A 24,800-nucleotide genomic window follows, 5' to 3' on the forward strand; every position below is an offset into this window, starting at 1 on the left:
TGCACTGCCGATAACAGGCCCGTCCTCGCTGGCGGGCTTTTTTACGTCATGGCAACGCTTAATCCGGGAGCCTTCGCCAGAGGTTGTTCAGTCTGACTTACGGCATCAGCCAAGGTTTTAGCCGCGTTTATCCTGCCTGGTTTCAGCCTGAAATCGCCCGCTGTTACGATGAAGTTCAGCGAGCGAACCAACTGCCCTTACCCATGATTTCTTTAGATGCTAAACCCTGATTCACTTGATCTGGATCACAAAAATCCGCATCATGCGCAGCGAAAACCTTAATGACGCTGCGGAGATATCAATGACACTGTACCAGGGTATGCTAATTTTCTATGCCGTTGTTGCATTGATCGCTACGCTGATCACGTTCTTCATCGCCAAAGATAAGCTGAGCATCAAACTGCTGAGCGCCTTTCTGGTGGGGGCCACCTGGCCGATGAGTTTTCCTGTCGCGCTGATGTTTGCTCTGTTTTAATTGACATTATCCCCTTAGATACCACACTCAGGTAAGACGTCCCTGACCTGCAAACCGCCGATCACCGACGTGGCCTTGTTCATGACGGTTAATAAGGAGCGGATATGCGCGTTATCAGTGTGATGATTCTGGTTTCTCTTCTCAGTGCCTGTAGTGCCCCGTGGCACGCTGAAAAACCGGTTCCGGCGGCCGAAACCCGCCAGCAGACCTGCCAGCCAGGCTCCAATCCCAGCCAGAACGACTGCGGTCATTTCCCTGAACCTGAATTCCATTGATCCTGTCACAAGGCGATCGCTGCTGTGAGATCTCAATTACGCTATTTCATCGCATAACAAGGCTTTACACGCTGCTAACCGGTCAGTAAAGTAGCGCCCAGACATCAATTCTGATGCGTAAGCGTTAACGTCAACCAACGCCCCCGCAGCACTGCTGCATGTGATGATCCCTGCCATGATGCCTGTACAACACCCAGCTAAACCTCTCGCTGCGTATTCCAGCGCCACATTTTTTTTGTTCGTCCTGCTGCTGACCGCGGCTAATCTTCGTGCGCCCATTACTGTCATCGGCCCGGTACTACAGGATATCCGCCAGACCTTTGGCCTGAGTGTCGGTGAAGCGGGTCTGTTTAACTTTATTCCACTGATGCTGTTTGCCCTGCTCGCCCCACTGGCCGCCTGGCTGGGAAATCGCGTCGGGCTTGAGCGCAGTTTATGGGGCGCGCTATGCCTGATCACTGCCGGTTCGCTGTTGCGCTGGCAGCCTGCGGAAGCGGCGCTGTGGAGCGGAACGCTGTTGCTCAGCGCAGGCATTGCCGCCGCCAACGTGCTGCTGCCGCCACTGATTAAACGCGATTTCACCGCCCACACCGCTAAATATATTGGCCTTTATGCCGCCACCATGTCGATTACTGCCAGCCTGGCATCTGGCATTGCCGTTCCGCTGAGCCAGCTTTCAGCGGCAGGCTGGCGACTCTCGCTGGTTGTCTGGGCGCTACCGGGGCTGATTGCGCTACTCGTCTGGCTGCCGCTGTTACGTCAACGGCGGTCAACCGCAGCGTCCGCCGACGCGCCCGTTACATATCGCCATCCGTGGCGAACGCCCGGCGGCTGGCAAATCGCACTGTTTATGGCGCTGCAATCGCTGGCGTTTTATACCCTGATTGACTGGTTTACGCTGTTTGCCCAGGATAACGGCTTCAGTCAGGCCCACGCAGGCTGGCTGCTGTTCTGGTATCAGGCAATTGCGATCGTCGCTAACCTGGGCTGCATGGTGGCGCTGAAGCGGGTAAAAGATGCCCGGCTTACCGCGTTCATTGCTTCATCAGGCATTTTCCTCGGCATGCTGGGCCTATTGCTCAATCCGCAGTGGGCCGTCATCTGGCTGACACTGGCCGGACTAGGCGCAGGCGCATCACTGGTGCTCTGCCTCTCACTGTTTAATCTGCGAGCCACCCATCACCGTCAGGCGTCACAACTGTCGGGCATGGCACAGTGTGTCGGATATGCGCTGGCGGCACTCGGCCCTTTGTTCTTTGGCGTGCTCCATGAGCAGAGCGGTAACTGGACGCTGCCCTTCAGCGTGCTGGCAATGCTGAGCCTGTTACAGATGCTGCTGGCTCCGCTGGCAGCGCAGTCAAAACCCATTAGCTGAAAATGCGGCGGAGCCGTTAACAATAAATGACTCGCCGATCGCGGATGCTTAGCATCACGGGTCGGCGGGAATCGACGGGAGAATGTGCGTGTCTGAACTGAATAATGCTCTGCTGCAGGAGATCCTGGATCAGGTGCGTCCGCTGATCCATCAGGGAAAGGTGGCTGACTATATCCCTGCGCTGGCGGATGTGGCTGCCGATCATCTGGCAATAGCGGTTTGCCTGCGTGATGGCACCCTCTTTCAGGCGGGCGATGCTGAGACGCGCTTTTCGATTCAGTCGATCTCCAAGGCGCTCTCTCTGACCGTAGCACTGACCCGCTATGAGGACAGCGAAATCTGGCAGCGGGTCGGCAAAGAGCCTTCTGGCCAGCCATTTAATTCATTGGTTCAGCTGGAGCTGGAACAGGGCAAGCCGCGTAATCCGTTTATTAATGCCGGTGCGCTGGTGATTTGCGATCTGCTGGAAACCCGACTGACCGCCCCGCGTCAGCGGATGCTGGAAATTGTGCGCCAGCTGAGTCAGCAGTCCGATATCAATTATGATCGCCACGTTGCCCGCTCTGAGTTCGAACATTCGGCCCGCAATGCAGCGATCGCCTGGCTGATGAAGTCGTTTGGAAATTTCGATAACGATGTCACCAGCGTGATGCAGACCTATTTCCACTACTGTTCGCTGTCGATGAACTGCGTTGAGCTGGCCCGCACGTTTATCTATCTGGCGAATCAGGGCAAAACGCTGGATGGCAGCCAGATGATTACTCCACGTCAGGCGCGGCAGATTAACGCACTGATGATCACCAGCGGGATGTATGACGGCGCAGGCGAATTCGCGTGGCGGGTCGGGATGCCCGCAAAATCGGGCGTGGGTGGCGGGATTATTGCCATTATCCCAGGTGAGATGAGCATTGCCGTCTGGTCGCCTGGGCTGGATAGCGCGGGCAATTCTCTGGCCGGTACCGCAGTGCTGGAATTGCTGACCGAGAAGCTGGGGCGATCGATATTCTGAGTCTGAGCGCGCAAGTCACAGGCTCGCCGTGGTGAAATGCGACGGGGTTCCCTTGATTTCAGGAAGCTGATTTTGCATTTTCCGTGTAGTGCGCTGGCGATTTGAGTCGTCAGCGATAATCAGAACTCAAAAAATTAATTAGTGCGAAATCTGTGCCAGGTCCTCTTCATTCAGACCAGTCATCTGCATAACGGTATTGCGATCCATGCCACTCTTCAGCATGGTGTGGGCAATTCTGAGGCTTGCTCCACGACTACCTTCTGTACGTCCCTGTTCAATACCCTGTTCAATGCCTTTCTCAAGCCCTATCTGCTCAAGCTGTTGTGCGATAGTCATAAGTGCGTTCTCGTGTTGGGGCACACGCTGTGCCAGCTCCCGTACAAAGGCTTTGGCGTCCGATGTTTCACCTGCCTGTACAATGTAGTGTACCAGCGTTATCACCTGTGATGAAGAGTGATAGCCAGCCTGCAAAATGGTTACCAGCCTGTCCATCATTTCAGCCAGATCACGCTGCCGGATATGCTTCTGCAACAGGGTCAGAGCCGCCATGCTGCGATGTTGCATGATCTCATCGTCAGGAATCACTGTGACATCGACCAGCGGAAAACTGCGGCTGTAAAGCCTGTCCGCCAGCGCCAGGTCGTCGAACTCATCCAGCCACCGGGTCGAATAGGGATAGGGAGTGCGTCTGCCAGTGTAAAACAGTACGGGAATTACCAGCGGCAACCGCTTATGCCCTGCTTCAAGATGGCGCTGCATGGCAGCCACTGCATAGCGCATCAGCCGAAATGCCATATGTTTGTCTGGCACAGATTGATGCTCAATGAGTACATGGATATATCCATCGCCAGCGGTTGTTTTAAGACTGTAAAGCACGTCGCTAAAGTACTGCCGAAGGTCATCCTCGACAAATGACCCCGACTCCAGTTTCAGCGTGCTGAGATCACAGCATATGCGCAGCTCTGGCGGCAAATGCAGCTCCATGAAATCCCGGGCAATATCCGGCTGAGTCAGAAATTGCCGGAAAGTGGCATCATGAGGCACAGGCGTGCTGTTCTTCTTTTTCACTGGCCAGAATCCTTTCTGTTCCTGAAGCGCTTACAACGGCTGATTCAGCCAGTAAAAGACGCTAATTCCTGTAGCGCACGAACGTTTAAAGTCCTGATGGAAATAACGAAATTAATACCCTGATGACTAAAGCGCGTAAAAGGCTTTTCCTGAAATCTACGAGGTTGCTCTGAATATCAACCCCTGTCGGGCATTAAAAACTATTCCATCTGACTCAGCTCACCACATTAATTGGCTCGCCCTGAATAAAGGCCGCGATATTGGCCATCACGCCAGCCACCAGATTCTCCACGCCGCTGCGACTTGCCCAGGCGATGTGCGGTGTCAGCAGCAGCGTTGGCAGATCCGCCAGCAGCGGATTATCCGGAGCGGGCGGCTCGCTGCTCAGCACATCCAGCGCCGCACCACCAATCAGCCCCTGCTTTAACGCGGCAGCAAGATCGGCTTCGTTAATCAGTCCGCCACGTGCCGTGTTTATCAGCAGCGCCTGTGGCTTCATTTTATCCAGCGCCTCGCGATCAATCATCTGGCGGGTGCTGTCACTCAGCGGGCAGTGCAGCGAAATGATGTCGCTGGTCGCCAGCATCTGCTCAAAGCTGATATAACCGTCACGCACCCTTTCACTGCCTTTTCGCTCGGCGTACTGCACCTGCATTCCCAGCGCCTGGGCCAGCCTGCCGACCGCCTGGCCGATGTCGCCTTTGCCCGCGATGCCCAGCGTGGCACCGCCAATATCCCCTATCGGCTGATGATGCACACAAAAGTGCTTAGCCTGGGGCCAGTCGATGCGGGTATTGCTGGCATAAGCCATCAGCTGACGGCGCAGGGCAAAAATCGCGGCTATCACCGCCTCTGAAACGCTCTGAGTTGAATAGCCTGGAACATTACTGACCACGATGCCGCGTGCGCGGCAGGCATCAAGATCGATACAGTCATAGCCCGTCGCTGCGACACAGATAAAACGCAGTTCAGGCAGTTGTTGCAGTGTGTCAGCCCGCAACGGCACCTTATTGGTGATAGCGACCGTTGCGCCCGCCAGCGAAGATACAATGTCATCAGCCGGAGTCTGCGCGCGCATCTCCCAGTCAGCCTGCTGTTGACCGGTCGGCAGGGGTACAGGCAGCGTGTCACCATCCAGCATTACAATTTTCATTTTTTTTATTCCTTCATTGGGTTTGGTTAAACCGCAGGCGAATGATTAATGTTATTTGTATGTGCACCGCGAGTAACAACTAAGTTAAATGATGCTGAAATTAAAGTGAAAATGTTCAAAGAGTGCGAATTTTTTCGGAACAGATGCCACTTTATTTAACCCTTTTATTCCCTTCGCGTTACACTGCCGCCCTGAATTCAGACCCCTTACATCCGTTAAAATAATGCCGAGATCTTCACTCAGACAACGACTCACCGCCGGTATTGCGATACTGGCCGTGCTGCTGTTGTTTGTCGCACCGATGATCTCAAAGAATCTCGCTGAACATCATGCCACGATGCAAGGCGCTTCGATCATGAGCGCAGAGATGCCGATGATGGATCATCATAGCGAGATGTCGATGGCGGACCACGGGATGATGATGGGCCCGGGCTTTGCCTGTGGCTACTGCGATCTGCTGGTGCATGTTCCGCTGATGCTCTGGGTTTTTATCCCGTTTATCTGGTGGATGTGCCTGATCAGCCGCGCCCCGCCGCCAGCGGCTATCAATCCCCCCCAATGGCGACGGCTGTTGCGTCTTCATCGACCGCGCGCACCACCCTTTATCGCGTCACACTCACTGCTTACTAATCCGACTGCGTGACAACGTCACCTGATCGTCTTTGTCTTTTGAAAAGTGTGGAATGCTATGTCCTCTTCTCAGGAAATGTCCCCTGCACCGCGCGGCACGGTGTTTAATCTCTTTCGCCGCCTGCATTTTTATATCGGCCTGTTTATTGCGCCGTTTATTTTTGTCGCGGCACTCACCGGCACGCTCTACGTTCTGACGCCGCAACTGGAACAGGCTATCTACCATGATGCCCTGACCACCGATGCGCAGGGTGTGGCACAACCGCTGTCCGCCCAGATTGCCGCTGCGCGAGCCCGTGCCGGTGAATCAGCTCGCATTTACGCTGTGCGTCCGGCACCCGGCCCGCAGGATACAACCCGCGTGCAGTTTGCCGAGCCACAGCTTGGCCCATCGGAATCACGATCGCTGTTTATTGATCCCTACACCCTGCAGGTGAAAGGCGATATGACGGTGTATGGCACCAGCGGTGTGCTGCCGCTGCGCATGTGGCTGGATCAGCTGCATCGCGGCCTGTTGCTGGGTGATTTTGGCCGAAACTACAGTGAACTGGCAGCATCCTGGCTGTGGGTCGCTGCGCTGGGTGGGATTGTCTTATGGTCCGGCACCCGGCCGCCGCGCACCCGCAGTAAAGCACGGAGCGGCTTCGCGGCAACCCGTCACTGGCATGTCACGCTGGGGCTGCTGCTGGCAATCGGACTGGTGTTCTTTTCAGTAACCGGGCTGACCTGGTCACAGTGGGCGGGCAATAATATTGAAAAGATGCGCAGCGACTTTGGCTGGAAAACGCCGCAGGTTAATACCGCGCTAAACGGTAACGCGCCCGCTGAAGCCGCCGATCCCCATGCTGACCATCGCGGTGCGATGGAAGGGATGACGATGTCCGGAATGACCATGCCAGCGAAAACCGCTGCGCCGGTGATTCTCAATCAGCCGAATGCCAGCTGGGATCAGGCGCTGGCAGCGGCGCGTCAGGCCGGACTGCACGCAGCGAAACTGGAACTACGTCAGCCTAAGAACGCCGAACAGGCGTGGACGGTTTCGGAGATTGACCGCAGCTGGCCAAGCCAGGTCGATGCGGTTTCAATTAATCCGACTGATTTTAGCGTGGTCGACCGCGTTGAGTTTGCCAGCTTCCCGCTGGTGGCGAAACTGACCCGCTGGGGCGTGGATGCGCATATGGGCGTGCTGTTTGGCCTGCCTAATCAGCTGATTCTGGCGCTGTCTGGCTTTGGACTCTGCACAATGATTGTGCTGGGCTACCGCATGTGGTGGATTCGTCGCCCGGCTGTTCCGCAGCTCAACCCCTCGCAGACGCTGTTATCCGCCTGGCTGGCGCTGCCGCGCTATGCGCAGGGCACCAGCCTGATAGTGATGCTGGCGCTGGGATATGCGCTTCCCGTTATGGGTATCAGCCTGCTGGTGCTGGTGCTGCTGGATATTCAGCGCTGGCGCAGCGCACAGCGCGCCGCGGTCGTCCGCGTGGATGTCGCTCCGGACAAACAGTCGCCGCTGGCCATCGTCCAGTCGCGTTTTGCCGGGAAGCGCAAAGAGATGCGCTATTTTCTGCGCAGCGTGACGGTGCTGGCGCTGATTGTCATTACGGTGATGGCGAATGCGATGATTGGCGGAGTGATTGATCAATATCAGATCCCCTTCAGTCACTGGTCGCTGACCATGTATATCACCCAGGCGATGATGATCCTGCTCTACTCCACGGTCTTTACCGGGCTGTTGTCGATTCCACTCTGGTATTTCTTCCTCGGTGAGAGCGACGAACAGGGCAAGTAGGCTGGCAAGACGCCGAACACTCTGTTATTCAAAATAACTGACGAAGCCGGGCAAAACTCCCGGCTTCTCATTCTACGCCTGAGGTCTATGATCGTTGTTATGAGTCACTTTATTTGAGAGCAAATCATGAACATTGTGCGAGCTAATCCTGAACAACTGTTTGAGTACGGTCCTTTTACCGTCCGTCGCCAGCGTCCTGGCGAGGCGTTAAGCCCGCTGGTCAGTGTTGATCTGATGTCGCTAAAACTTGATGCCCGCATTCCGATGCAGCAGCATCAGGATGAAGAAGTTTTCACCTACCTGTGGCGTGGTTCGATGCAGCATCAGGACAGTAATGGCGAACGTACCCAGCTTTCTGCAAAACGCGTGATGGTGGTGAACGCGGGTGATGGCGTTCAATACGAAGAGTCGGTGCCGTTATATGAAGCGGAGCTGTTACAGGCGGTTATCCGACCGGCACTTCGGGGCGGTGAAGCAATGACCCAAGTGCTGGAGCGCGATCAGGGCATTATGACCAATGGCTGGACCGAACTGGCCGGGCCGGAAGAGTCTGATGCGCCGCTGGAACTTCGCCAGGAAGTCTACATCTTCGACACACTGCTTGAGCGCAACCATACGCTGGACGTGCCGTCGATGCCGGGCTTTGTCGCTTATCTCACCGTGCTTGAAGGGATTATTCGCGTCGGCGATCTGCGACTGAGTCGCGGTGATGCCGTCAGCGGGCTGGATTCCAGCATTGAGATCGTGGGCGATCGGGATGCCAATCTGGTCTGCTTCCTGATAAAGCCCGATAATTTTGCATAAAAAAGCGCGGGAACTTCCCGCGCTCATCTCTTGCTTTAAGCAGATTAAAGCGTGCTCCGTTGCTGCATCGCCTGAACCCGTTTATAGGCATGATCGAACTGACGTACATCATCGCGCAGCCAGTGGCGTTGCGTCAGCGGAGCATCATCCAGCGCCTGCGGCAGCGGTACACCCGCCAGCGATCCCCGGCAGCAAAAGGCGCGCGCCAGCGTTGGGGTGGCAATGCCGATATAACGGGCAAATTCAGGTAATGTCATCAATGCTGTACTCATTTCCCACCTCCTGCAAACACAATCTCCCCTGCATTTTCAGGCCAAATCCTGAATGCTTTTATTGATCTGAAACATAGATGTGGTACTAATCTTCTGCCTGCTAATGAGAGCGTTCACCGCGTCTGACGCAAACCGAGAAAGAAGTGAGGAACCCGTGCGCCATTATGGATTGATGATTGCCCTGCTGTTTTCCGGCTTTGCCACCGCTCACACCCTGACCCCTGGTCAGCCTGTACCACCTGTCTTCGTTGCCGATAAAGGCGAAATGGTGCTGAATCAGGGCGACATAAATTATCAGCGCTGGAACAGTCAGACTCTGACCGGAAAAGTGCGTCTGGTGATTCATGTGGCGGGTCGTCTCTCAGCGAAGGATCAGAGTGCACGATTAATCGAAGCCATTCAGCAGGCCAGCCTGCCGCGTGACCGTTTTCAGACCACCACCATCGTGAATACTGACGATGCGCTGCCTGGCAGTGCCATTTTTGTGGTGCGCAGCATCGCTTCCAGTAAAAAAGCGGCACCGTGGCAGCAATTCATTATCGACAGCAGTGGCGTAACCGCGCACAGCTGGCATCTTAAGCCGGAAAGCGCGTCCGTGGTGGTGATTGATCCGGCAGGCATTGTGCGCTTTGCTAAAGATGGCGCATTATCTGCGGAGGATGTCGCCAGCGTGATGAAACAGCTGCGCGCATTACTGGGTTAATTCACGCATAATGCCCGTCCGGCTATCGCCGCAAAATGCGGAAGGCTGCTGAATTCTCCGACATTTTTATTATCGTGAACTACTCTTAGATGTAATGAATTAACCCGCCGTTCTTTGAAAACCTGCCAACTATGCTATGGCAGTCGGGGACGATTATTGAAGATGGCATCGAATCATTCGACCTGCTGTGACTTCCTCTGTAGATAAGGACAGCCATGATGACGGTCTGTGCAGAACAACACGTCAATTTCATACACAGCGATGCAGCCAGCCTGTTGAACGACATTGAGCAACGGCTTGATCAGCTTTTACCGGTTGAAAGCGAACGTGACTTAGTGGGCGCTGCCATGCGCGACGGTGCGCTGGCACCAGGAAAGCGTATCCGTCCACTGCTGTTGTTGCTGGCAGCGCGCGATCTGGGCTGCAACGCCACGCCTGCCGGCCTGCTTGATCTCGCCTGCGCGGTAGAGATGGTGCATGCCGCATCACTGATTCTGGATGACATGCCCTGCATGGATGATGCGCAACTGCGTCGCGGACGTCCGACCATTCATTGCCAGTATGGTGAACATGTCGCGATTCTGGCCGCGGTGGCCCTGCTGAGTAAGGCATTCGGCGTGGTCGCTGCGGCAGAAGGCTTAACGGCAACCGCCAGAGCCGACGCTGTGGCAGAATTATCCCACGCAGTCGGCATGCAGGGGCTGGTGCAGGGGCAGTTTAAGGATCTCTCCGAAGGTGACAAGCCACGCAGCGCTGACGCCATTCTGATGACCAATCACTATAAAACCAGCACCCTATTCTGCGCCTCCATGCAGATGGCTTCTATCGTGGCTGAAGCCTCAGGTGAAGCCCGCGAACAGCTGCACCGTTTTTCGCTTAATCTTGGTCAGGCTTTCCAGCTACTGGACGATCTCACTGACGGCATGGCCGACACCGGTAAAGATGCCCATCAGGATGACGGGAAATCAACGCTGGTGAATCTGCTGGGGCCACAGGCGGTTGAAACGCGACTGCGCGATCATCTGCGCTGCGCCAGCGAGCATCTGTTATCGGCCTGCCAGGACGGTTATGCCACACACCATTTTGTTCAGGCCTGGTTTGAGAAAAAACTCGCTGCCGTCAGTTAAGGATGCTGCATGAGCCACTTTGCGGTCATTGCACCGCCCTTCTATAGCCATGTGCAGGCGCTTCAGCACCTTAGCCAGGCCTTAATCGCACGCGGACACCAGATCACTTTCATCCAGCAGACGGACGTTAGCGCGCTACTCACCGATAGCCGTATCGGCTTTTTCCCGCTGGGTTTAGCCTCGCATCCGGCGGGCAGTCTGGCACACACCCTGCAACTGGCGGCGCATCCTCTCGGCCCCTCAATGCTGAAACTGATCAATGAGATGGCCCGCAGCACCGATATGCTCTGTCGTGAACTGCCCGTGGTGCTGAGCACGCTGGCGATTGATGGCGTGATCGTCGATCAGATGGAGCCTGCCGGTGCACTGGCGGCAGAAGCGCTGAACCTGCCTTATGTTTCGGTTGCCTGTGCGCTGCCACTTAACCGTGAAGCGGATTTCCCGCTGGCCGTGATGCCGTTTGACTATGCCAGGACCGATCAGGCGCGCGAACGCTATCGCACCAGTGAAAAAATCTATGACTGGCTGATGCGACGTCACGATCGGGTGATCGCCCGCAACGCTCATGCGATGGGATTAGCGCCACGGGAAAAACTGCATCACTGTTTTTCACCGCTGGCGCAGATCAGCCAGCTGATTCCGGAACTGGATTTTCCCCGCCAGGCGTTGCCCGATCATTTCCATTCGGTTGGCCCGCTGCGTACCACTGAACCGGCACCCGCCGCGTCGCAGCCTCGCTACTTCCCGCATGGTGACAGACCGCGCATTTTTGCTTCCCTCGGCACGCTGCAGGGACATCGCTACGGCCTGTTTAAAACCATCGTCCGCGCCTGCCAGGAGATCGATGCTCAGTTATTGCTGGCGCACTGCGGTCGGTTGTCACCTTTCCAGGCGGAGAAACTGGCGCAGGCCAGCCATGTTCAGGTGGTCGATTTTGCCGACCAGGCAGCTGCACTGGCTCAGGCCGATCTTGCCATTACGCACGGCGGCATGAATACAGTGCTGGATGGGATTAACCACCTGACGCCGCTGCTGACGATCCCGCTGGCCTTTGATCAGCCGGGTGTGGCTGCCAGAGTGGTCTGGCACGGTATCGGACGTCGCGCCTCACGCTTTACCACCAGCCACTCCATGGCGCGTCAGCTCCAGACTTTACTGGCTGATGAAAGCTACGTTCAGCAGATGAAAACGCTGCGTAGCGCACTTCGTCAGGCGGGCGGAACCACCCTGTCGGCGGACATCGTCGAACAGGCGATGCTGACCCGCCAGCCAGTGCTCACCAGGAGAGACTATGCCGCGGTATGATCTGATTCTGGTGGGCGCGGGACTGGCCAACGGTCTGATCGCCCTGCGCCTGCGGCAGCAGCGGCCTTCCCTGCGCATTCTGCTGATTGACGCCGAACGTGAACCGGGTGCCAATCACACCTGGTCGTTTCATGCGGAAGATCTCATCGAAACGCAGCATCGCTGGATCGCTCCGCTGGTAGTACATCACTGGCCTGGCTATGAGGTCCGCTTTCCCCAACGCAGTCGCAGTCTGAACAGTGGCTATTTTTGCGTGACTGCGGAGCGCTTCGCGCAGGTCATCCGCGACAGGTTTGCGCCGGATCTGCTGCTGAATACCCGGGTTGCGGGCATCGCTTCACGCACGGTTACGCTGGACGATGGCCGGGTGCTGGAGAGTGACGCAGTGATTGATGGCCGTGGCTACCAGCCCGATGCCGCGCTGCGCATGGGCTTCCAGTCGTTTGTCGGACAGGAGTGGCAGCTCAGCGAGCCACATGGCCTGACCGCGCCGATCATCATGGATGCCACGGTAGATCAGCAGGCAGGCTATCGCTTTGTCTACAGCCTGCCCTTTTCTGCAGACACCCTGCTGATTGAAGATACCCATTACATTGATAACGCCACGCTGGAAGGCGATCGCGCCCGTCAGAATATCCGCGACTATGCCGCGCAGCAGGGGTGGCGATTAGACCGGCTGCTACGCGAAGAGCAAGGCGCATTACCCATTACGCTGACCGGCGACGTGGCCGCCTTCTGGCAGAAACGCGAGCTGCCCTGCAGCGGTTTGCGTGCCGGGTTATTCCATCCGACTACCGGCTATTCTCTGCCGCTGGCGGTCGCGCTGGCTGACCGGCTGGCGCAGATGCAGACGTTTACCTCTGAGACCCTGCACGCCACCATTCAGCAATTCGCCAGTCAGGCCTGGCAGCAACAGCGCTTCTTCCGCATGCTGAACCGTATGCTGTTTCTGGCGGGTCCGGCTGACCAGCGCTGGCAGGTTATGCAACGTTTTTACGGCCTTCCCGAAGGTCTGATCGCCCGTTTTTATGCGGGAAAACTCACTTTGCCTGATCGGCTGCGCATCTTAAGCGGCAAGCCCCCGGTCCCCGTTCTGGCGGCGTTACAGGCTATTATGACTCCTCACCGTCAACAGGCGATGCAATGAATAGAACTACAGTAATTGGCGCAGGCTTTGGTGGTCTGGCCCTGGCAATTCGCCTTCAGGCGTCAGGCGTTCCCACCCGACTGCTGGAGCAGCGTGACAAGCCGGGCGGCCGGGCTTATGTCTATCAGGATCAGGGCTTCACGTTTGATGCCGGCCCCACGGTAATCACCGATCCCAGCGCCATTGAAGAGCTGTTCACCCTCGCGGGTAAAAAGCTCTCTGACTATGTCGAGCTGATGCCGGTGAAGCCGTTTTATCGCCTCTGCTGGGAGTCCGGCAAGGTGTTCAGTTATGACAACGATCAGCCCGCGCTGGAAGCGCAGATTGCCGCGTTTAATCCGCGTGACGTTGAAGGATATCGTCGCTTTCTGGCCTATTCCCGAGCGGTGTTTGCTGAAGGCTATCTGAAGCTTGGCACCGTGCCGTTTCTGTCATTCCGCGACATGCTGCGGGCCGCGCCTCAGCTGGCAAAACTTCAGGCGTGGCGCAGCGTTTACAGCAAAGTGGCGAGCTACATTGAAGATGAGCATCTGCGTCAGGCCTTCTCTTTCCACTCACTGCTGGTGGGCGGAAATCCGTTTGCCACTTCCTCAATCTATACTCTGATTCATGCGCTGGAACGTGAATGGGGCGTCTGGTTCCCGCGCGGTGGCACGGGCGCGCTGGTGCAGGGCATGGTGAAACTGTTTGAAGATCTGGGCGGCGAAGTGGAGCTCAATGCCAGCGTTGCCCGGCTGGAGACCCAGGAAAACAGAATTACCGCGGTGCACCTGAAAGATGGCCGGGTCTTCCCGACCCGCGCGGTTGCCTCCAACGCAGATGTGGTTCACACCTACCGCGAACTGCTGAGCCAGCATCCCGCTTCGCAGGCGCAGGGACGATCACTGCAAAACAAACGCATGAGCAACTCACTGTTTGTGATCTATTTTGGCCTGAATCATCATCACGATCAGCTGGCGCACCACACGGTCTGCTTTGGTCCGCGCTATCGTGAGTTGATTGATGAGATCTTTAACAAAGATGGCCTGGCAGAGGACTTCTCGCTCTATCTGCATGCGCCCTGCGTGACCGATCCCTCACTGGCGCCGGAGGGCTGCGGCAGCTACTACGTGCTGGCGCCAGTACCGCACCTCGGCACCGCTGATATCGACTGGGCCGTTGAGGGTCCGCGCCTGCGCGATCGCATTTTCGACTATCTGGAACAGCACTATATGCCGGGCCTGCGGAGCCAGTTGGTCACGCATCGCATCTTCACGCCGTTTGATTTCCGCGATGAGCTGAATGCGTATCAGGGCTCGGCCTTCTCGGTGGAGCCGATCCTGACGCAAAGCGCCTGGTTCCGGCCTCACAACCGCGATAAAAATATTAATAATCTCTATCTGGTCGGTGCAGGTACCCATCCTGGCGCGGGTATTCCAGGCGTGATTGGCTCGGCCAAGGCTACCGCAGGATTGATGCTGGAGGATCTGGCTTGAATAGTCCGTCACTGCTCGATCATGCCGTAGACACCATGGAGGTGGGATCGAAAAGCTTTGCCACCGCGTCAAAACTGTTTGATGCCAAAACCCGACGCAGCGTGCTGATGCTCTACGCCTGGTGCCGTCACTGTGATGATGTGATTGACGATCAGGTACTGGGATTCAGCAACGATACGCCATCGCTGCAATCCGCCGAACAGCGCCTGGCGCAGCTGGAGATGAAAACGCGTCAGGCCTATGCCGGATCCCAGATGCATGAGCCCGCCTTTGCGGCCTTTCAGGAGGTGGCAATGGCGCACGATATTCTGCCTGCTTATGCTTTTGATCATCTGGCGGGCTTTGCGATGGACGTGCATGAGACACGCTATCAGACGCTGGATGATACGCTGCGTTACTGTTACCACGTCGCGGGCGTGGTTGGCCTGATGATGGCGCAGATTATGGGCGTACGCGACAACGCCACGCTGGATCGCGCCTGCGATCTCGGTCTGGCGTTTCAGCTGACCAATATTGCGCGCGATATCGTTGAAGATGCTGAAGCGGGACGCTGCTATCTGCCCGCTACGTGGCTGGCTGAAGAGGGGCTTACCCGAGAGAATCTCGCCGATCCGCAAAATCGCAAGGCATTAAGCCGCGTCGCCCGCCGGCTGGTGGAAACGGCAGAGCCCTATTATCGATCGGCGTCGGCTGGCCTGCCGGGTTTACCGCTGCGTTCAGCGTGGGCGATTGCTACCGCGCAGCAGGTCTACCGTAAAATCGGTATGAAGGTGGTTCAGGCGGGTTCACAGGCGTGGGATCAACGCCAGTCCACCAGCACACCAGAGAAACTGGCACTGCTGGTGGCGGCATCGGGTCAGGCGGTTACTTCCCGGGTGGCGCGTCACGCTCCACGCTCCGCTGATCTCTGGCAGCGCCCCGTTTAACGCCATGACGTTCTCGCAGCGTCGCCTGCAGTTTTGACAGCGGCGGCGCGTAAAGAAAGCCAAACGAGACACAGCCCTCTTTGCCTCGTACCGCATGATGCATGCGGTGCGCCATATAAAGCCTGCGTAAATAACCCCGGCGCGGAACATAGCGGAATGGCCAGCGCTGATGCACCAGGCCGTCATGCACAATAAAATAGAGCAGGCCGTAGAGCGTCATACCCGCGCCGATCCACTGCAACGGCCAGACACCCGTGCTGCCCAGATAAATGAGCAAAATCGACAGAGCGGCGAACACTACGGCATAGAGGTCATTAACCTCAAACCAGCCTTTATGCGGTTCATGATGTGACAGATGCCAGCCCCAACCCCAGCCATGCATAATGTATCTGTGCGCCAGTGCAGCCGTTATCTCCATTCCGATAACAGTGACCAGAACAATCAGGGCATTCCAAATCCACAACATAGTTTCTCCCGAACATGCATCCTGCAAAGTGGCGCAGAGGTTCAATTTTAACAGAGATTGGGGAAAACAGTGTTCAGGAGAAAAATAAGGGAACACGCTGTTGAAGCTTGAGTGAGGACCATCCTGATGTTTGTGTAGGACGCAGCCTTTAAAGCAGATCGTGATTCAGCGGGGTGCGAAAAGCGTGGCGTGCCGCGGTCATTAACTGACTGGCGGTGACGGTCGTGGGTAATCGCATCAGAATTTTGCTCGCCTGCCAGTAACAGAGCAGCATAACCTCATCCTCCTCTTTTTCAGCCAGTTCATGCAGGCGGGCGCGCAGTGATAACACATCAATGGTCTGCTGCTCGTCAAGCATGTCAGAGATCGTCTGATTGATGACGTGATGGAGAGTTTTCCAGGTGAGATCGGTATGCAAAATTAACCTCTTCTAACGCTTATCAGCTCCGGGCAAACAAACAGCAGTGAAGCAGCTTAAATGGCTGCATCCTGCAAAAGATTGCACACTGCTGACAACTATAGCTGTTCGTGGGCGGCTACGCCGTGCCAGCAGTTGAAAATGCCAAAGTTGGCAATTCTAACGACTAATGGACCTGCCTGTCGCGTATTACACGCGACTCATCAGCTGATTGCTGTTTTTTGTAACAATTGCAGCTGATTCTTAACTGGCTGATGTCAGAGGGATTTGCCAGGGTAAACAGGTTTCCCGTCTCGTTAATGTTCAAGGAGTTGTCGATGAGTCAGCACGCTGATGTACTGGTATGGGGCCACGGCCCTGAGATCTTTGAAGTCTTTCTGGAACCCACCTGTCCTTTTTCGGTGCGCGCCTTCAATAAATTCGACGCGCTACTGGCGCACGCGGGTGAAGAGAACATCACCCTGAAGATCCGTCTGCAATCACAGCCGTGGCACCTCTATTCCGGACTGATAGTGCGCTATATCCTTGCCGCCGCCTGCGAAAGTAAAGAGGCCGCGAAAAAGGTGATGCAGGCGGTGGCCGATCACCGTGAAGAGTTTGAGTTCACCGATCACTGTACCGGTCCGAACCGCGATGCCACGCCGAATCAGATCCTCGCCCGCCTGAAAGAGGTCAGCGGCGTGAATGCCAGCGCCGCATTTGATCAGCCCGACCTGCAGAACGCCATTAAATGGCACTGCAAATATGCCCGCCAGAATGGCATTCACGTTTCACCAACCTTTATGGTTAACGGTCTGGTACAGCCCGAAATCAGCAGCGGTGACGATATAGCGCACTGGGCAAGCTTTCTGATTCGTTAATATTAGTGCGCGGCTGTGCCTGGCCGCGCCAGACTGAGTCTCTCCTTTGCGACCCCACTCACGCGCAAACTCAATATCCTGATAATTAAGCCTGTTTTCCCATGTGGAGGCCGGGTAAGCTGTACCGCTATCAGCAGCAGACGGTGGGATTAAAGCCGCTGCTGTTGTTCATCTTAACGGCACCGCTGGCCTGCATGGCGATAACCTGACCTTACGCCGGGCCCGCACGCCTAATTCATTGAGGATTTGCTGATGACGATGACGCTGCAACAACTGCAGGACAAATATCCGGGTGCCTTCACAGATGCATTTGGTGACTCCCCGGAATTAGCCAGCGAGCTCGCAACGCTGATTATTGCCGGTAAGAAAGTAGCTACCTGCGGGTCGTTGCGGAGCTGGCAGGATCAGGAAGCATTGCCTCAACCGGGCGGTTACAGCATTGTTCTCAACGGCGAACAGCAGCCCGTCTGCGTGATCCGCACCACCGGATTGTTTCTGACGCGCTTTGATCGCGTCACGCCAGAGATGGCGATGCTGGAGGGTGAAGGCGATCTGAGCCTCGACCACTGGCGTCAGGAACATCAGCGCTACTTCGAGCGTGAAGGCTATTTTCACAGCGAAATGGAGCTGATCTTCGAGACGTTCCAGCTGGTCGAGGTGGTCTAAACCGGCACGCTACAGCGTGTTTGCCGCCACCAGCGCAAGCCGCGCAATCCCCCGCGCGGCAAGGTTCTCAGCCGCCTGGGCTGCGCGCATGCCACTGGCACACACCAGTACCACACGCTGATTGACCGGCGGTTGCCAGGCCGCTATCTGCTGCGGCAGAATTCGCACCACCCGCTCGGCCACACTGACCGGTGCCTCTTCCAGGCTGCGCAACTCCACTATGCAATCATCCTCCATCAGCATGGCCCGATCGATAAAGGGCGTGCCGGGCGCGTCAGGTTCAGGTGCGTCATCAAAACGAAACTGCCTGATATGCCAGTCAACAAAGTCACAGTGGATCATGCAGCCGAGCGGCGATGGCGTTAGTTTTAACAATACGCTCAGCGCCATCTGTGCCTGCATTGCGCCCAGCGTCGCTACCGCCGGTCCCATTACGCCTGCCGTATTGCAGTTACCCGAGGCCGTGGGTAGCTGCGGGAACAGCGCGCGATAGCCAGGCGCACCGCCACAGAATCCGCCAACATAGCCTTTGCGTCCCAGCACCGAGGCGCAGATCAGCGGCAGGCCTGCCGGATAACAGACATCGGAGAGCTGATAAGTAATAGCGAAGTTATCCGCCGCATCCACCACCAGATCGATTCCCTCCAGCGCCTGCGGCAGTTGACTGGCGCTTAGCGCGTGTGGATGCGCCTCAACGTGGCAGTCAGGATTGCGCTGCGCCAGCGCACGCTGAGCGCAAAATACTTTCTGCTGGCCCACATCGTCGACGCCAAACAGCGTCTGCCGGTGGAGGTTGTGCAGTTCAACCCGATCGCCATCGTAAAGACGGATAAATCCCACACCCGCGCCTGCCAGTAACGGCAGCAGCGTCGCACTAAGCCCGCCCGCCCCCACCACCAGCACCTTTGCCCTGCTCAGCCGCTGCTGCCCCGCTTCACCAATCTCTGGCAACATCGTCTGTCGCTGATAACGCTCCATCGCTGCTCCTTAACTGAATTGTGCCAGACCAAAAATAGGCGTAGAGGCAGACGCCATGTCGCGCTGCTCCATCAATCCCGCCTGAAACGCTTCGTGTCCGCCGTGGATCGCAGCAGCAAAGGCACCGGCCATGCGCACCGGATCGCGCGCTTTTGCCACCGCCGTGTTGAGCAGCACGCCATCAAAACCCATCTCCATCGCCTGAGCCGCCTGGCCAGGTGCGCCAATGCCCGCATCAATAATCAACGGCACATCTTTAAACCACGCACGCATAGCGCGCAGCCCCTCGATATTACGCAGCCCCTGGCCGGAGCCGATCGGCGCGCCCCAGGGCATCAGCACTTCACAGCCCGCTTCCAGCAATTTTTCGCCGACAATCAGATCTTCCGTGGTGTAGGGAAACACCTGGAAGCCGTCAGCGCACAGAATCCGCGCGGCTTCAACCAGCGCAAAAGGATCGGGCTGCAACGTGTCGGCATGGCCAATCACCTCCAGCTTGATCCACGGTGTGTCGAACAGTTCACGCGCCATCTGCGCCGTCGTCACCGCCTCTTTCACCGTGTGGCAACCCGCCGTATTCGGCAGAATACGTTTGTTGAGCTGTTGCAGCAGCGTGCGGAAAGCGCCGCCTTCACTGCCTTCCCGCCGCAGGCTGACGGTAATAATCTCCGCGCCTGACGCGTTGATCGCCTGATGCAGAATGTCCGGTGACGGATAACCGGCCGTGCCGAGCAGAAATCGGGATTGCGGAGTAAATTGATAGAACATGGTTAACCTCCCTGCATCGGTGACAGGATTTCGAGCTGGTTGCCCGCCTCAAGTTGCTGGCTGGCATAGCGGCTACGCGGTACAAACTCCCCGTTCAGCGCGGTGGCGACGGTCCGCGGATCGATCTCCTGCTCCGCCATAAGCTCCGCCAGCGTCGTTGCGCTGGTTTCAATCGTGCGTCCATTCAGTTCAACGCGCATGAGTCATCTCCTGAGTCAGTTGCAGCATAAGTTTTTCAGCCATGATCGGGGCCAGCAAAAAGCCGTGGCGGTAGAGGCCGTTAAGTGAGAAACGCCCATTTTCGTAGCGGACTTCCGGCAGGTTCTGCCGGTAAGCAGGACGCAGACCGGTGCCGCTCTCCACGATCCGCGCTTCGGCCAGTGCCGGATGCAGGCTGTAAGCGGCGCTGAGCAGTTCCATCATCGCCCGGGCGCTGATCGGGCTGCTGTCGTGGCTTTCGACCATGGTGGCACCCAGCATGAAGTGGCCCCCGGCACGCGGTACCAGATAGCAGGGAAAGCGCGGGTGCAGCAGCCGGACAGGACGGGAGAGTTGTACGTCGGATGTGTGCAGGATCACCATTTCGCCTCGCACGGCGCGCAGGGCTGGCTGCCGATCGGTGGCGTGGATGCCACGGCAGTCGATGATTTTGCCGCCGGGTTTACCGCTGTGAAAGGGGACGCCAGCCTGTTGCAGTTTGTCGCGCAGTTGCTGCAAGGCGCGGCGCGGATCGAGATGCGCCTCTGCGGCGAAAAACAGGCCGCGGGCAAAGCGGTTTTCCAGTGCGGGTTCAATGTCACCGGGAGAGACCCACTGATGATGCTGCGTCATGCTGGCGAAGCGCGTGAGTTCGCGGCTGTCACGCGGCGGAGCAACCACCAGCGTGCCCTGCTGTTCCACGCCATCAACGCGTTTCGCCCACCAGCTGGCCGCGTGCTGGCCCCATTCGATCACCTGTGGCGGTGCGCTTTCTGCTTCACACCAGGGCGCGAGCATGCCGCCCGCCCAGTGCGAGGCCGCACGGCAGTCAGGCTGGGTAATAACTTCGACCGTTTCTCCCCGCTCCAGCAGCAGCGTGGCGACACAAAGCCCGGCAACGCCGCTGCCGAGCACCGACCAGCGGCTCATGGTGTCCACCGGACAGGAAAAGAAAGATTCAGGATGAGATTTTTCAATTTGGCCTCGTTATCTGTTAACGAAGACCCGTGATACAGAGGGAAAAGGCAGGAACGTTGCGAATGCGCCCCTGCGGCAAGTATCTGATGAGATACCCGTCTTCCTACGCCAGTATCAACTGGGTCAGGTTCTAAGGGTCGCTAAGCCGCGCGGTGCGCTATTAGCCTCTCAGTCTCTCTGGCGAGACTCCCCTGACGGGTTTAGTTGTAAGTTAAGCAGACAGCTTCGTCAAGCAGACTGCATGGAACCGGGTCAGAAAATCGGACTTAACCGGCAGAACCGAAATGCCAGTCAGTTGCGGTTGCCAGCGTCACAAAGGGGCCCGCCAGCGTCTGGTTGTGATGCGCAATAATCTTCTCCGCAGAGAGGTGGGGATTATCGACGGTGGTGTGCGCATCGGAAATCAGTACGACGTTAAAACCCAGCTCCGGGGCTGCCCGACAGGTAGTATCAACGCAGAACTCCGTTTTCATCCCCGCAATCACCAGTTGCTTAATGCCCTTTTGCTTCAGCTGAAGCTGCAGGCCAGTATCCCTGAAACAGCTGGGATATCTTTTGGTGAAGACGACATCACTCTGCGGGTTAGCCTGCAATTCCGGGATCAGGCGCGTCAGCGGGCTTTGCTCGTTAAAAGGGGAATCATCCGGGCCGATATGGCGTGCGAAAAAGAGGGGGACGGCAGAAGCCCGGGCTTTAGTAATCAGAAGTGAGATGTTCGACAAGATCGAATTTGCGGCAAAGGGAGCCTCGGGACCATTAAAAAGGCCCTGCTGCATGTCGATAATTAAAAGTGCACTTTCAGATGTAACCATGACCTGTCTCCATTCAGTTTTAAGAACGGAGAACAGCTCCCCGTCCGGTTCGGCGGGGAGTGAGAATCAGTTGTGTCAGGTGCCAGTCACAGAGTCGCTCACGCCGCCGCCAGAGGCGGTGGTGGTGGTGGTGGTGGTGGTGGTGGTGGTGGTGGTGGTGACGGTTGTGAAAGACTGAACTGACATAAACATTTTCTGACCCTGAGTTAATGCGTTCGGTGAGGTCACCCTCAGAAGGATGGCGCTGACATCTACATTACCCTGTACGCCGTCGCTTTTAAAGCGCCTGCAGCGATTGGGTTACCGCATCGGTTATTTCACGAATGCGCGGTTCGGCACGGCGATAGTAAGTCCATTTCCCGACTTTGCTGGCTTCAACCAGCCCCGCATTGTGAAGTGCTTTCAGGCATAACGAGGTGGCGGGCTGTGATAAGCCCGCCTTGTCCTGTATGAGGCTGGCACAGACGCCATACTGATCGAAGGGATAGAGCTGGGTATAGCCCGCAAACGCTTCGTCAGGATCTTTAAGCCACTTCAGCACTGCCACTCTGGTCGGGTTGGACAGTAACTTCAGGGCATTTTCGGGGGACATGCCGCCTCACAGAATATCAGGATGGATAAAATGGATAGTCAGTATAGCCTTTCTCAGTGCCGCCATACAGGGAGGCGTGATCGACCTCATTCAGCGGATATCCTGATTTAATCCGCGCGGGCAGATCGGGATTAGCGATAAATGAGCGACCAAAACCAAACAGATCGCCCCAGCCTTTTTCCAGCACATGCTGCGCTTTTTCAGCCGTGTAGCGACCCGAATAGATGATCGGAGAGCAGAATGTTTCCCGCAGCGCGACACGGAAGCTCTCTGGCATCTCCGGACTGTTGTCCCAGTCGGCTTCGGCAATGGAGAGATAGCCAACTTCCAGCTCGTTCAGCAGGGCTGCTGCGCGGATGTAGGTCGCATGTGGATCACTTTCAACCAGGCCGAGATAGACGCGCTCTTCGTCGGTACTGGTAAACAGAGGCGCAAATCTGACGCCAACGCGGTGGCTGCCAAATACCGAGCTGACCGCCTCAACGACTTCTCGCAGGAAGCGCAGACGATTCTCAGCAGAGCCGCCATATTCATCCGTACGGAAGTTGGTGTGCTCAGAAATAAACTGGTTAATCAGATAACCGTTGGCGGAATGCAGTTCCACACCGTCGAAACCGGCCGCTTTGGCATTCTCCGCCGCGCGTCGGTAAAGCTCTACAATCTCTTTAACTTCCGATGTAGTCAGTGCGCGTGGCTCGCTGGGTGCGGTCAATATGCCGGCGCCAGGCCCGGTTTCAATAAATACCCGGACGTTATCGGCTGCAATGGCTGAAGGGGCAACGGGTGCCTGCTTGCCCGGCTGAAGTTCATTATGCGACACGCGGCCAACATGCCAGAGCTGGCAGAAAATCGTGGCCCCTTGCTGATGTACTGCCTCTGTAACCTTTTTCCAGCCGGCGATCTGCGCTTCGCTGTGGATCCCCGGCGTCCATGCATAGCCCTGCCCGCGAGGCTCAATCTGGGTGCCTTCGGTGATCATCAGCCCCGCGCTGGAACGCTGGCGGTAATACTCCACCATCATCTCGCCGGGAATGTTGCCCGGTTGTTCACTGCGGCAGCGCGTCAGTGGCGGCAGTACCATGCGGTTACGAAGCTGAAGGTCGCCCAGACTCAAGGGGGTAAAAAGTGACGGCATGACAAAAAATCCTCTGATGTGTGAAGAGGCGACATTATATTTACACATTTAAATTTGTAAATGTGTAATCTGTGCTTTTTGTCCAGGGCGGTATCTGCAGTTTCTGGCAGATAGTCACTTTCTGGGTGGAGTGCTGACAGCGCGTGGGATTAACAGTCTCTCAGCGCAGCGCCTGACTGCGTAAAGTCAGGTGGAGATCCTGCAGACGCCGCTTTCAGGCAAATTGCTTCGCCGGGACGGAGGTGCTGCCTGCAGGATCATAAGAACATTAAGAAGCGTATTTTTCAGTGAACGCCTGCCACTGCTGGCGATAAACCTCCAGTTGACTGAGTGCGCCATCAATCGAGGGCTGTGCTTTGTTGTCAGGATTCGGCGTGGCACGAATCAAATCGGCAAAGGTGCTGAAGACAGAGTCCATATCACGGCCCGACTTCATGGCTTCCATCATCCCGGCCAGCTCCACCTGTGGCCGTGCGGTTGCGCTCTTAACCTGGCTTAGATAGTCACGTGCGCTCTCCTGCATGTCGCGTGTTCCATGACGTATGGCTAACGCCAGCGTATCCTGTGCTCCCAGCAACGTCTGACGTTCACGAATGGCGACTTTGACGCTTATCATCTCATCAGCAATCTCATTCGCCTGCTTCTGGTTATCGCCGGAGACATATTTTTCTATCAGTTTATGGAGCTTAGACTGCGTCAGGGTCAGCGCCATGGCTTCCGAGGTATCCGAATTATCGTACTGATTACGGCCCACCTGGCCTTCAGCCAGCACCTCATGGAGTGCAGCGGCAAACTCATCCATAGCGGTCTGCGTATTGGCAGCCGTCATACTCAGAAGCGGAGTAAATGTTCTGGCGTCCCAGCTGGTGTAGGGATCGTTGAATAACGCATATCCGAGGTTGACGGACGGTCCCTGACCGGATGACTTTGTCTTTGCCAGTTCCTCTGAATTTTTGGCCTGCTGCTCTGCCGCAATGGGCTCAGCGATAGCCTGCACCAGGCGCGCTCTTGCCTCGGGCGAGATCACCACCACACTGGCAGGTAATTCTTTTCCGGTGATAGTTTCTTTAGTCGTGTTCTCAGATCTGTTTGTTACGGTGAGCGTGGCTAAATATCCTCTTGCCACCTCTGTTGTCACGCCATTGATTAACCCCATAATGCCCTCTACGGTTTGATTGGTTGAACAATTTATCGGCAAAATGTAACCAATCTTTACCGAAATCTTATTGCTGCCTGGGTTAAGACGTCTCAGGGCAAGTCTGGCTATCATCGCCGCTGCGGCCTGACTTTGATCCAGAAAAGGTTCAAAATCCTCAGGCTGACCAGCCAACGGCTCCCGGCAGCGTTTAAGACTTTGCGGGGTGCACAGGAAAGTTTCAGAGCAGTACGCATTTAT

General features: G+C 56.5%; 28 protein-coding genes and 1 riboswitch. Of the genes, 15 read left to right on the forward strand and 13 right to left on the reverse strand.

The genetic code is table 11. The features are described 5' to 3' along the window. Window positions 1–301: 301 nt before the first annotated feature. The 4 genes from ACO6VX_RS10885 (at window position 302) to glsB (ending at window position 3,134) form a co-directional block, all read left to right on the forward strand. Window positions 302–475 (forward strand): GhoT/OrtT family toxin, encoded by a 174-nt coding sequence (locus ACO6VX_RS10885; RefSeq protein ID WP_010247416.1) that lies wholly within the window; start codon window positions 302–304, stop codon window positions 473–475. 104 nt (window positions 476–579) lie between these two features. Then, the gene (locus ACO6VX_RS10890) at window positions 580–750 is read left to right on the forward strand and encodes a hypothetical protein (RefSeq protein WP_010247418.1); all 171 of its coding nucleotides are present in this window, start codon (window positions 580–582) and stop codon (window positions 748–750) included. Between the two features lie 175 nt (window positions 751–925). Beyond that, window positions 926–2,125: a CynX/NimT family MFS transporter gene (locus tag ACO6VX_RS10895; protein ID WP_064690958.1), complete on the forward strand. Its 1,200-nt coding sequence runs from the start codon at window positions 926–928 to the stop codon at window positions 2,123–2,125. An 82-nt stretch (window positions 2,126–2,207) separates the two neighbouring features. Continuing rightward, window positions 2,208–3,134: a glutaminase B gene (gene glsB / locus ACO6VX_RS10900; RefSeq protein ID WP_010247422.1), complete on the forward strand. Its 927-nt coding sequence runs from the start codon at window positions 2,208–2,210 to the stop codon at window positions 3,132–3,134. A 138-nt stretch (window positions 3,135–3,272) separates the two neighbouring features. On the opposite strand, the gene ACO6VX_RS10905 is transcribed toward glsB, so the two are convergent. Further along, on the reverse strand, window positions 3,273–4,202 hold the full coding sequence (locus ACO6VX_RS10905; RefSeq protein ID WP_422458125.1) for an Rpn family recombination-promoting nuclease/putative transposase: 930 nt from the start codon (window positions 4,200–4,202) through the stop codon (window positions 3,273–3,275). A gap of 214 nt (window positions 4,203–4,416) precedes the next feature. Beyond that, window positions 4,417–5,355: a D-2-hydroxyacid dehydrogenase gene (locus tag ACO6VX_RS10910; protein WP_010670734.1), complete on the reverse strand. Its 939-nt coding sequence runs from the start codon at window positions 5,353–5,355 to the stop codon at window positions 4,417–4,419. A 223-nt stretch (window positions 5,356–5,578) separates the two neighbouring features. On the opposite strand from ACO6VX_RS10910, the gene ACO6VX_RS10915 reads away from it, so the two are divergent. The 3 genes from ACO6VX_RS10915 to ACO6VX_RS10925 all read left to right on the forward strand — a co-directional run bounded on the left by ACO6VX_RS10915 (window position 5,579) and on the right by ACO6VX_RS10925 (window position 8,578). Next, window positions 5,579–5,998 (forward strand): DUF2946 domain-containing protein, encoded by a 420-nt coding sequence (locus tag ACO6VX_RS10915; protein WP_406549158.1) that lies wholly within the window; start codon window positions 5,579–5,581, stop codon window positions 5,996–5,998. Window positions 5,999–6,043: 45 nt separating this feature from the next. Beyond that, the gene (locus tag ACO6VX_RS10920) at window positions 6,044–7,774 is read left to right on the forward strand and encodes a DUF2534 family protein (protein ID WP_033773814.1); all 1,731 of its coding nucleotides are present in this window, start codon (window positions 6,044–6,046) and stop codon (window positions 7,772–7,774) included. A gap of 126 nt (window positions 7,775–7,900) precedes the next feature. After that, window positions 7,901–8,578, forward strand: coding sequence for a pirin family protein (locus ACO6VX_RS10925; protein ID WP_158132261.1), 678 nt, complete (start codon window positions 7,901–7,903; stop codon window positions 8,576–8,578). 44 nt (window positions 8,579–8,622) lie between these two features. Here the strand turns inward: ACO6VX_RS10925 and ACO6VX_RS10930 are convergent, their stop codons facing one another. After that, complete coding sequence (locus tag ACO6VX_RS10930) at window positions 8,623–8,850, reverse strand: hypothetical protein (protein ID WP_010247439.1); 228 nt, start codon at window positions 8,848–8,850, stop codon at window positions 8,623–8,625. 172 nt (window positions 8,851–9,022) lie between these two features. Between ACO6VX_RS10930 and ACO6VX_RS10935 the strand changes: the two genes are divergently transcribed. The 6 genes from ACO6VX_RS10935 (at window position 9,023) to crtB (ending at window position 15,533) form a co-directional block, all read left to right on the forward strand. After that, window positions 9,023–9,553 carry a YtfJ family protein gene (locus ACO6VX_RS10935; RefSeq protein WP_010247442.1) on the forward strand — a complete coding sequence of 177 codons (531 nt, stop codon included), beginning with the start codon at window positions 9,023–9,025 and terminating at the stop codon, window positions 9,551–9,553. Window positions 9,554–9,771: 218 nt separating this feature from the next. After that, window positions 9,772–10,680, forward strand: a complete 909-nt coding sequence (locus tag ACO6VX_RS10940; protein WP_010247444.1) for a polyprenyl synthetase family protein — start codon at window positions 9,772–9,774, stop codon at window positions 10,678–10,680. 9 nt (window positions 10,681–10,689) lie between these two features. Then, entirely contained in the window at window positions 10,690–11,985 is a 1,296-nt protein-coding gene (locus ACO6VX_RS10945; RefSeq protein ID WP_061902247.1) for a glycosyltransferase, read from the forward strand. Further along, window positions 11,972–13,132: a lycopene beta-cyclase CrtY gene (gene crtY, locus ACO6VX_RS10950; protein WP_422458126.1), complete on the forward strand. Its 1,161-nt coding sequence runs from the start codon at window positions 11,972–11,974 to the stop codon at window positions 13,130–13,132. The genes ACO6VX_RS10945 and crtY overlap by 14 nt, the downstream gene beginning before the upstream one ends. Beyond that, complete coding sequence (locus ACO6VX_RS10955) at window positions 13,129–14,607, forward strand: phytoene desaturase (RefSeq protein ID WP_010670728.1); 1,479 nt, start codon at window positions 13,129–13,131, stop codon at window positions 14,605–14,607. The genes crtY and ACO6VX_RS10955 overlap by 4 nt, the downstream gene beginning before the upstream one ends. Then, window positions 14,604–15,533, forward strand: coding sequence for a 15-cis-phytoene synthase CrtB (gene crtB / locus ACO6VX_RS10960; RefSeq protein WP_010247456.1), 930 nt, complete (start codon window positions 14,604–14,606; stop codon window positions 15,531–15,533). The genes ACO6VX_RS10955 and crtB overlap by 4 nt, the downstream gene beginning before the upstream one ends. Here the strand turns inward: crtB and ACO6VX_RS10965 are convergent. After that, window positions 15,472–15,999, reverse strand: coding sequence for a sterol desaturase family protein (locus ACO6VX_RS10965; RefSeq protein WP_010247467.1), 528 nt, complete (start codon window positions 15,997–15,999; stop codon window positions 15,472–15,474). The genes crtB and ACO6VX_RS10965 overlap by 62 nt on opposite strands. Window positions 16,000–16,147: 148 nt before the next feature. Beyond that, window positions 16,148–16,417 (reverse strand): hypothetical protein, encoded by a 270-nt coding sequence (locus ACO6VX_RS10970; RefSeq protein WP_010247470.1) that lies wholly within the window; start codon window positions 16,415–16,417, stop codon window positions 16,148–16,150. A 317-nt stretch (window positions 16,418–16,734) separates the two neighbouring features. Here ACO6VX_RS10970 and ACO6VX_RS10975 point away from each other — a divergent pair, with 317 nt between their 5' ends. Next, the gene (locus ACO6VX_RS10975; protein WP_122889319.1) at window positions 16,735–17,277 is read left to right on the forward strand and encodes a DsbA family protein; all 543 of its coding nucleotides are present in this window, start codon (window positions 16,735–16,737) and stop codon (window positions 17,275–17,277) included. Between the two features lie 252 nt (window positions 17,278–17,529). Beyond that, complete coding sequence (locus ACO6VX_RS10980; protein WP_010247476.1) at window positions 17,530–17,943, forward strand: ASCH domain-containing protein; 414 nt, start codon at window positions 17,530–17,532, stop codon at window positions 17,941–17,943. Window positions 17,944–17,952: 9 nt separating this feature from the next. Here the strand turns inward: ACO6VX_RS10980 and ACO6VX_RS10985 are convergent, their stop codons facing one another. The 8 genes from ACO6VX_RS10985 to ACO6VX_RS11020 all read right to left on the reverse strand — a co-directional run bounded on the left by ACO6VX_RS10985 (window position 17,953) and on the right by ACO6VX_RS11020 (window position 24,560). After that, complete coding sequence (locus tag ACO6VX_RS10985) at window positions 17,953–18,921, reverse strand: HesA/MoeB/ThiF family protein (protein ID WP_045140169.1); 969 nt, start codon at window positions 18,919–18,921, stop codon at window positions 17,953–17,955. Window positions 18,922–18,930: 9 nt separating this feature from the next. After that, the gene (locus ACO6VX_RS10990; RefSeq protein WP_010247482.1) at window positions 18,931–19,689 is read right to left on the reverse strand and encodes a thiazole synthase; all 759 of its coding nucleotides are present in this window, start codon (window positions 19,687–19,689) and stop codon (window positions 18,931–18,933) included. Window positions 19,690–19,691: 2 nt separating this feature from the next. Next, entirely contained in the window at window positions 19,692–19,889 is a 198-nt protein-coding gene (gene thiS, locus ACO6VX_RS10995) for a sulfur carrier protein ThiS (RefSeq protein ID WP_033780144.1), read from the reverse strand. Further along, the gene (locus ACO6VX_RS11000) at window positions 19,879–20,817 is read right to left on the reverse strand and encodes an FAD-dependent oxidoreductase (RefSeq protein WP_422458127.1); all 939 of its coding nucleotides are present in this window, start codon (window positions 20,815–20,817) and stop codon (window positions 19,879–19,881) included. Before ACO6VX_RS11000 ends, thiS begins: the two co-directional genes overlap by 11 nt. Window positions 20,818–20,948: 131 nt before the next feature. Beyond that, window positions 20,949–21,068: riboswitch (TPP riboswitch) on the reverse strand. Between the two features lie 63 nt (window positions 21,069–21,131). Further along, window positions 21,132–21,677 carry a cysteine hydrolase family protein gene (locus tag ACO6VX_RS11005; protein WP_033760158.1) on the reverse strand — a complete coding sequence of 182 codons (546 nt, stop codon included), beginning with the start codon at window positions 21,675–21,677 and terminating at the stop codon, window positions 21,132–21,134. A 277-nt stretch (window positions 21,678–21,954) separates the two neighbouring features. Then, entirely contained in the window at window positions 21,955–22,269 is a 315-nt protein-coding gene (locus ACO6VX_RS11010) for an ArsR/SmtB family transcription factor (protein WP_033786852.1), read from the reverse strand. A gap of 16 nt (window positions 22,270–22,285) precedes the next feature. After that, window positions 22,286–23,404, reverse strand: coding sequence for an alkene reductase (locus ACO6VX_RS11015; protein ID WP_422458128.1), 1,119 nt, complete (start codon window positions 23,402–23,404; stop codon window positions 22,286–22,288). Window positions 23,405–23,672: 268 nt separating this feature from the next. After that, window positions 23,673–24,560, reverse strand: coding sequence for a hypothetical protein (locus ACO6VX_RS11020; RefSeq protein WP_422458129.1), 888 nt, complete (start codon window positions 24,558–24,560; stop codon window positions 23,673–23,675). Between the last annotated feature and the right edge of the window lie 240 nt (window positions 24,561–24,800).

This window comes from Pantoea sp. BJFS-204 (assembly GCF_049310725.1).
Classification (GTDB): Bacteria; Pseudomonadota; Gammaproteobacteria; order Enterobacterales; family Enterobacteriaceae; genus Pantoea; species Pantoea agglomerans.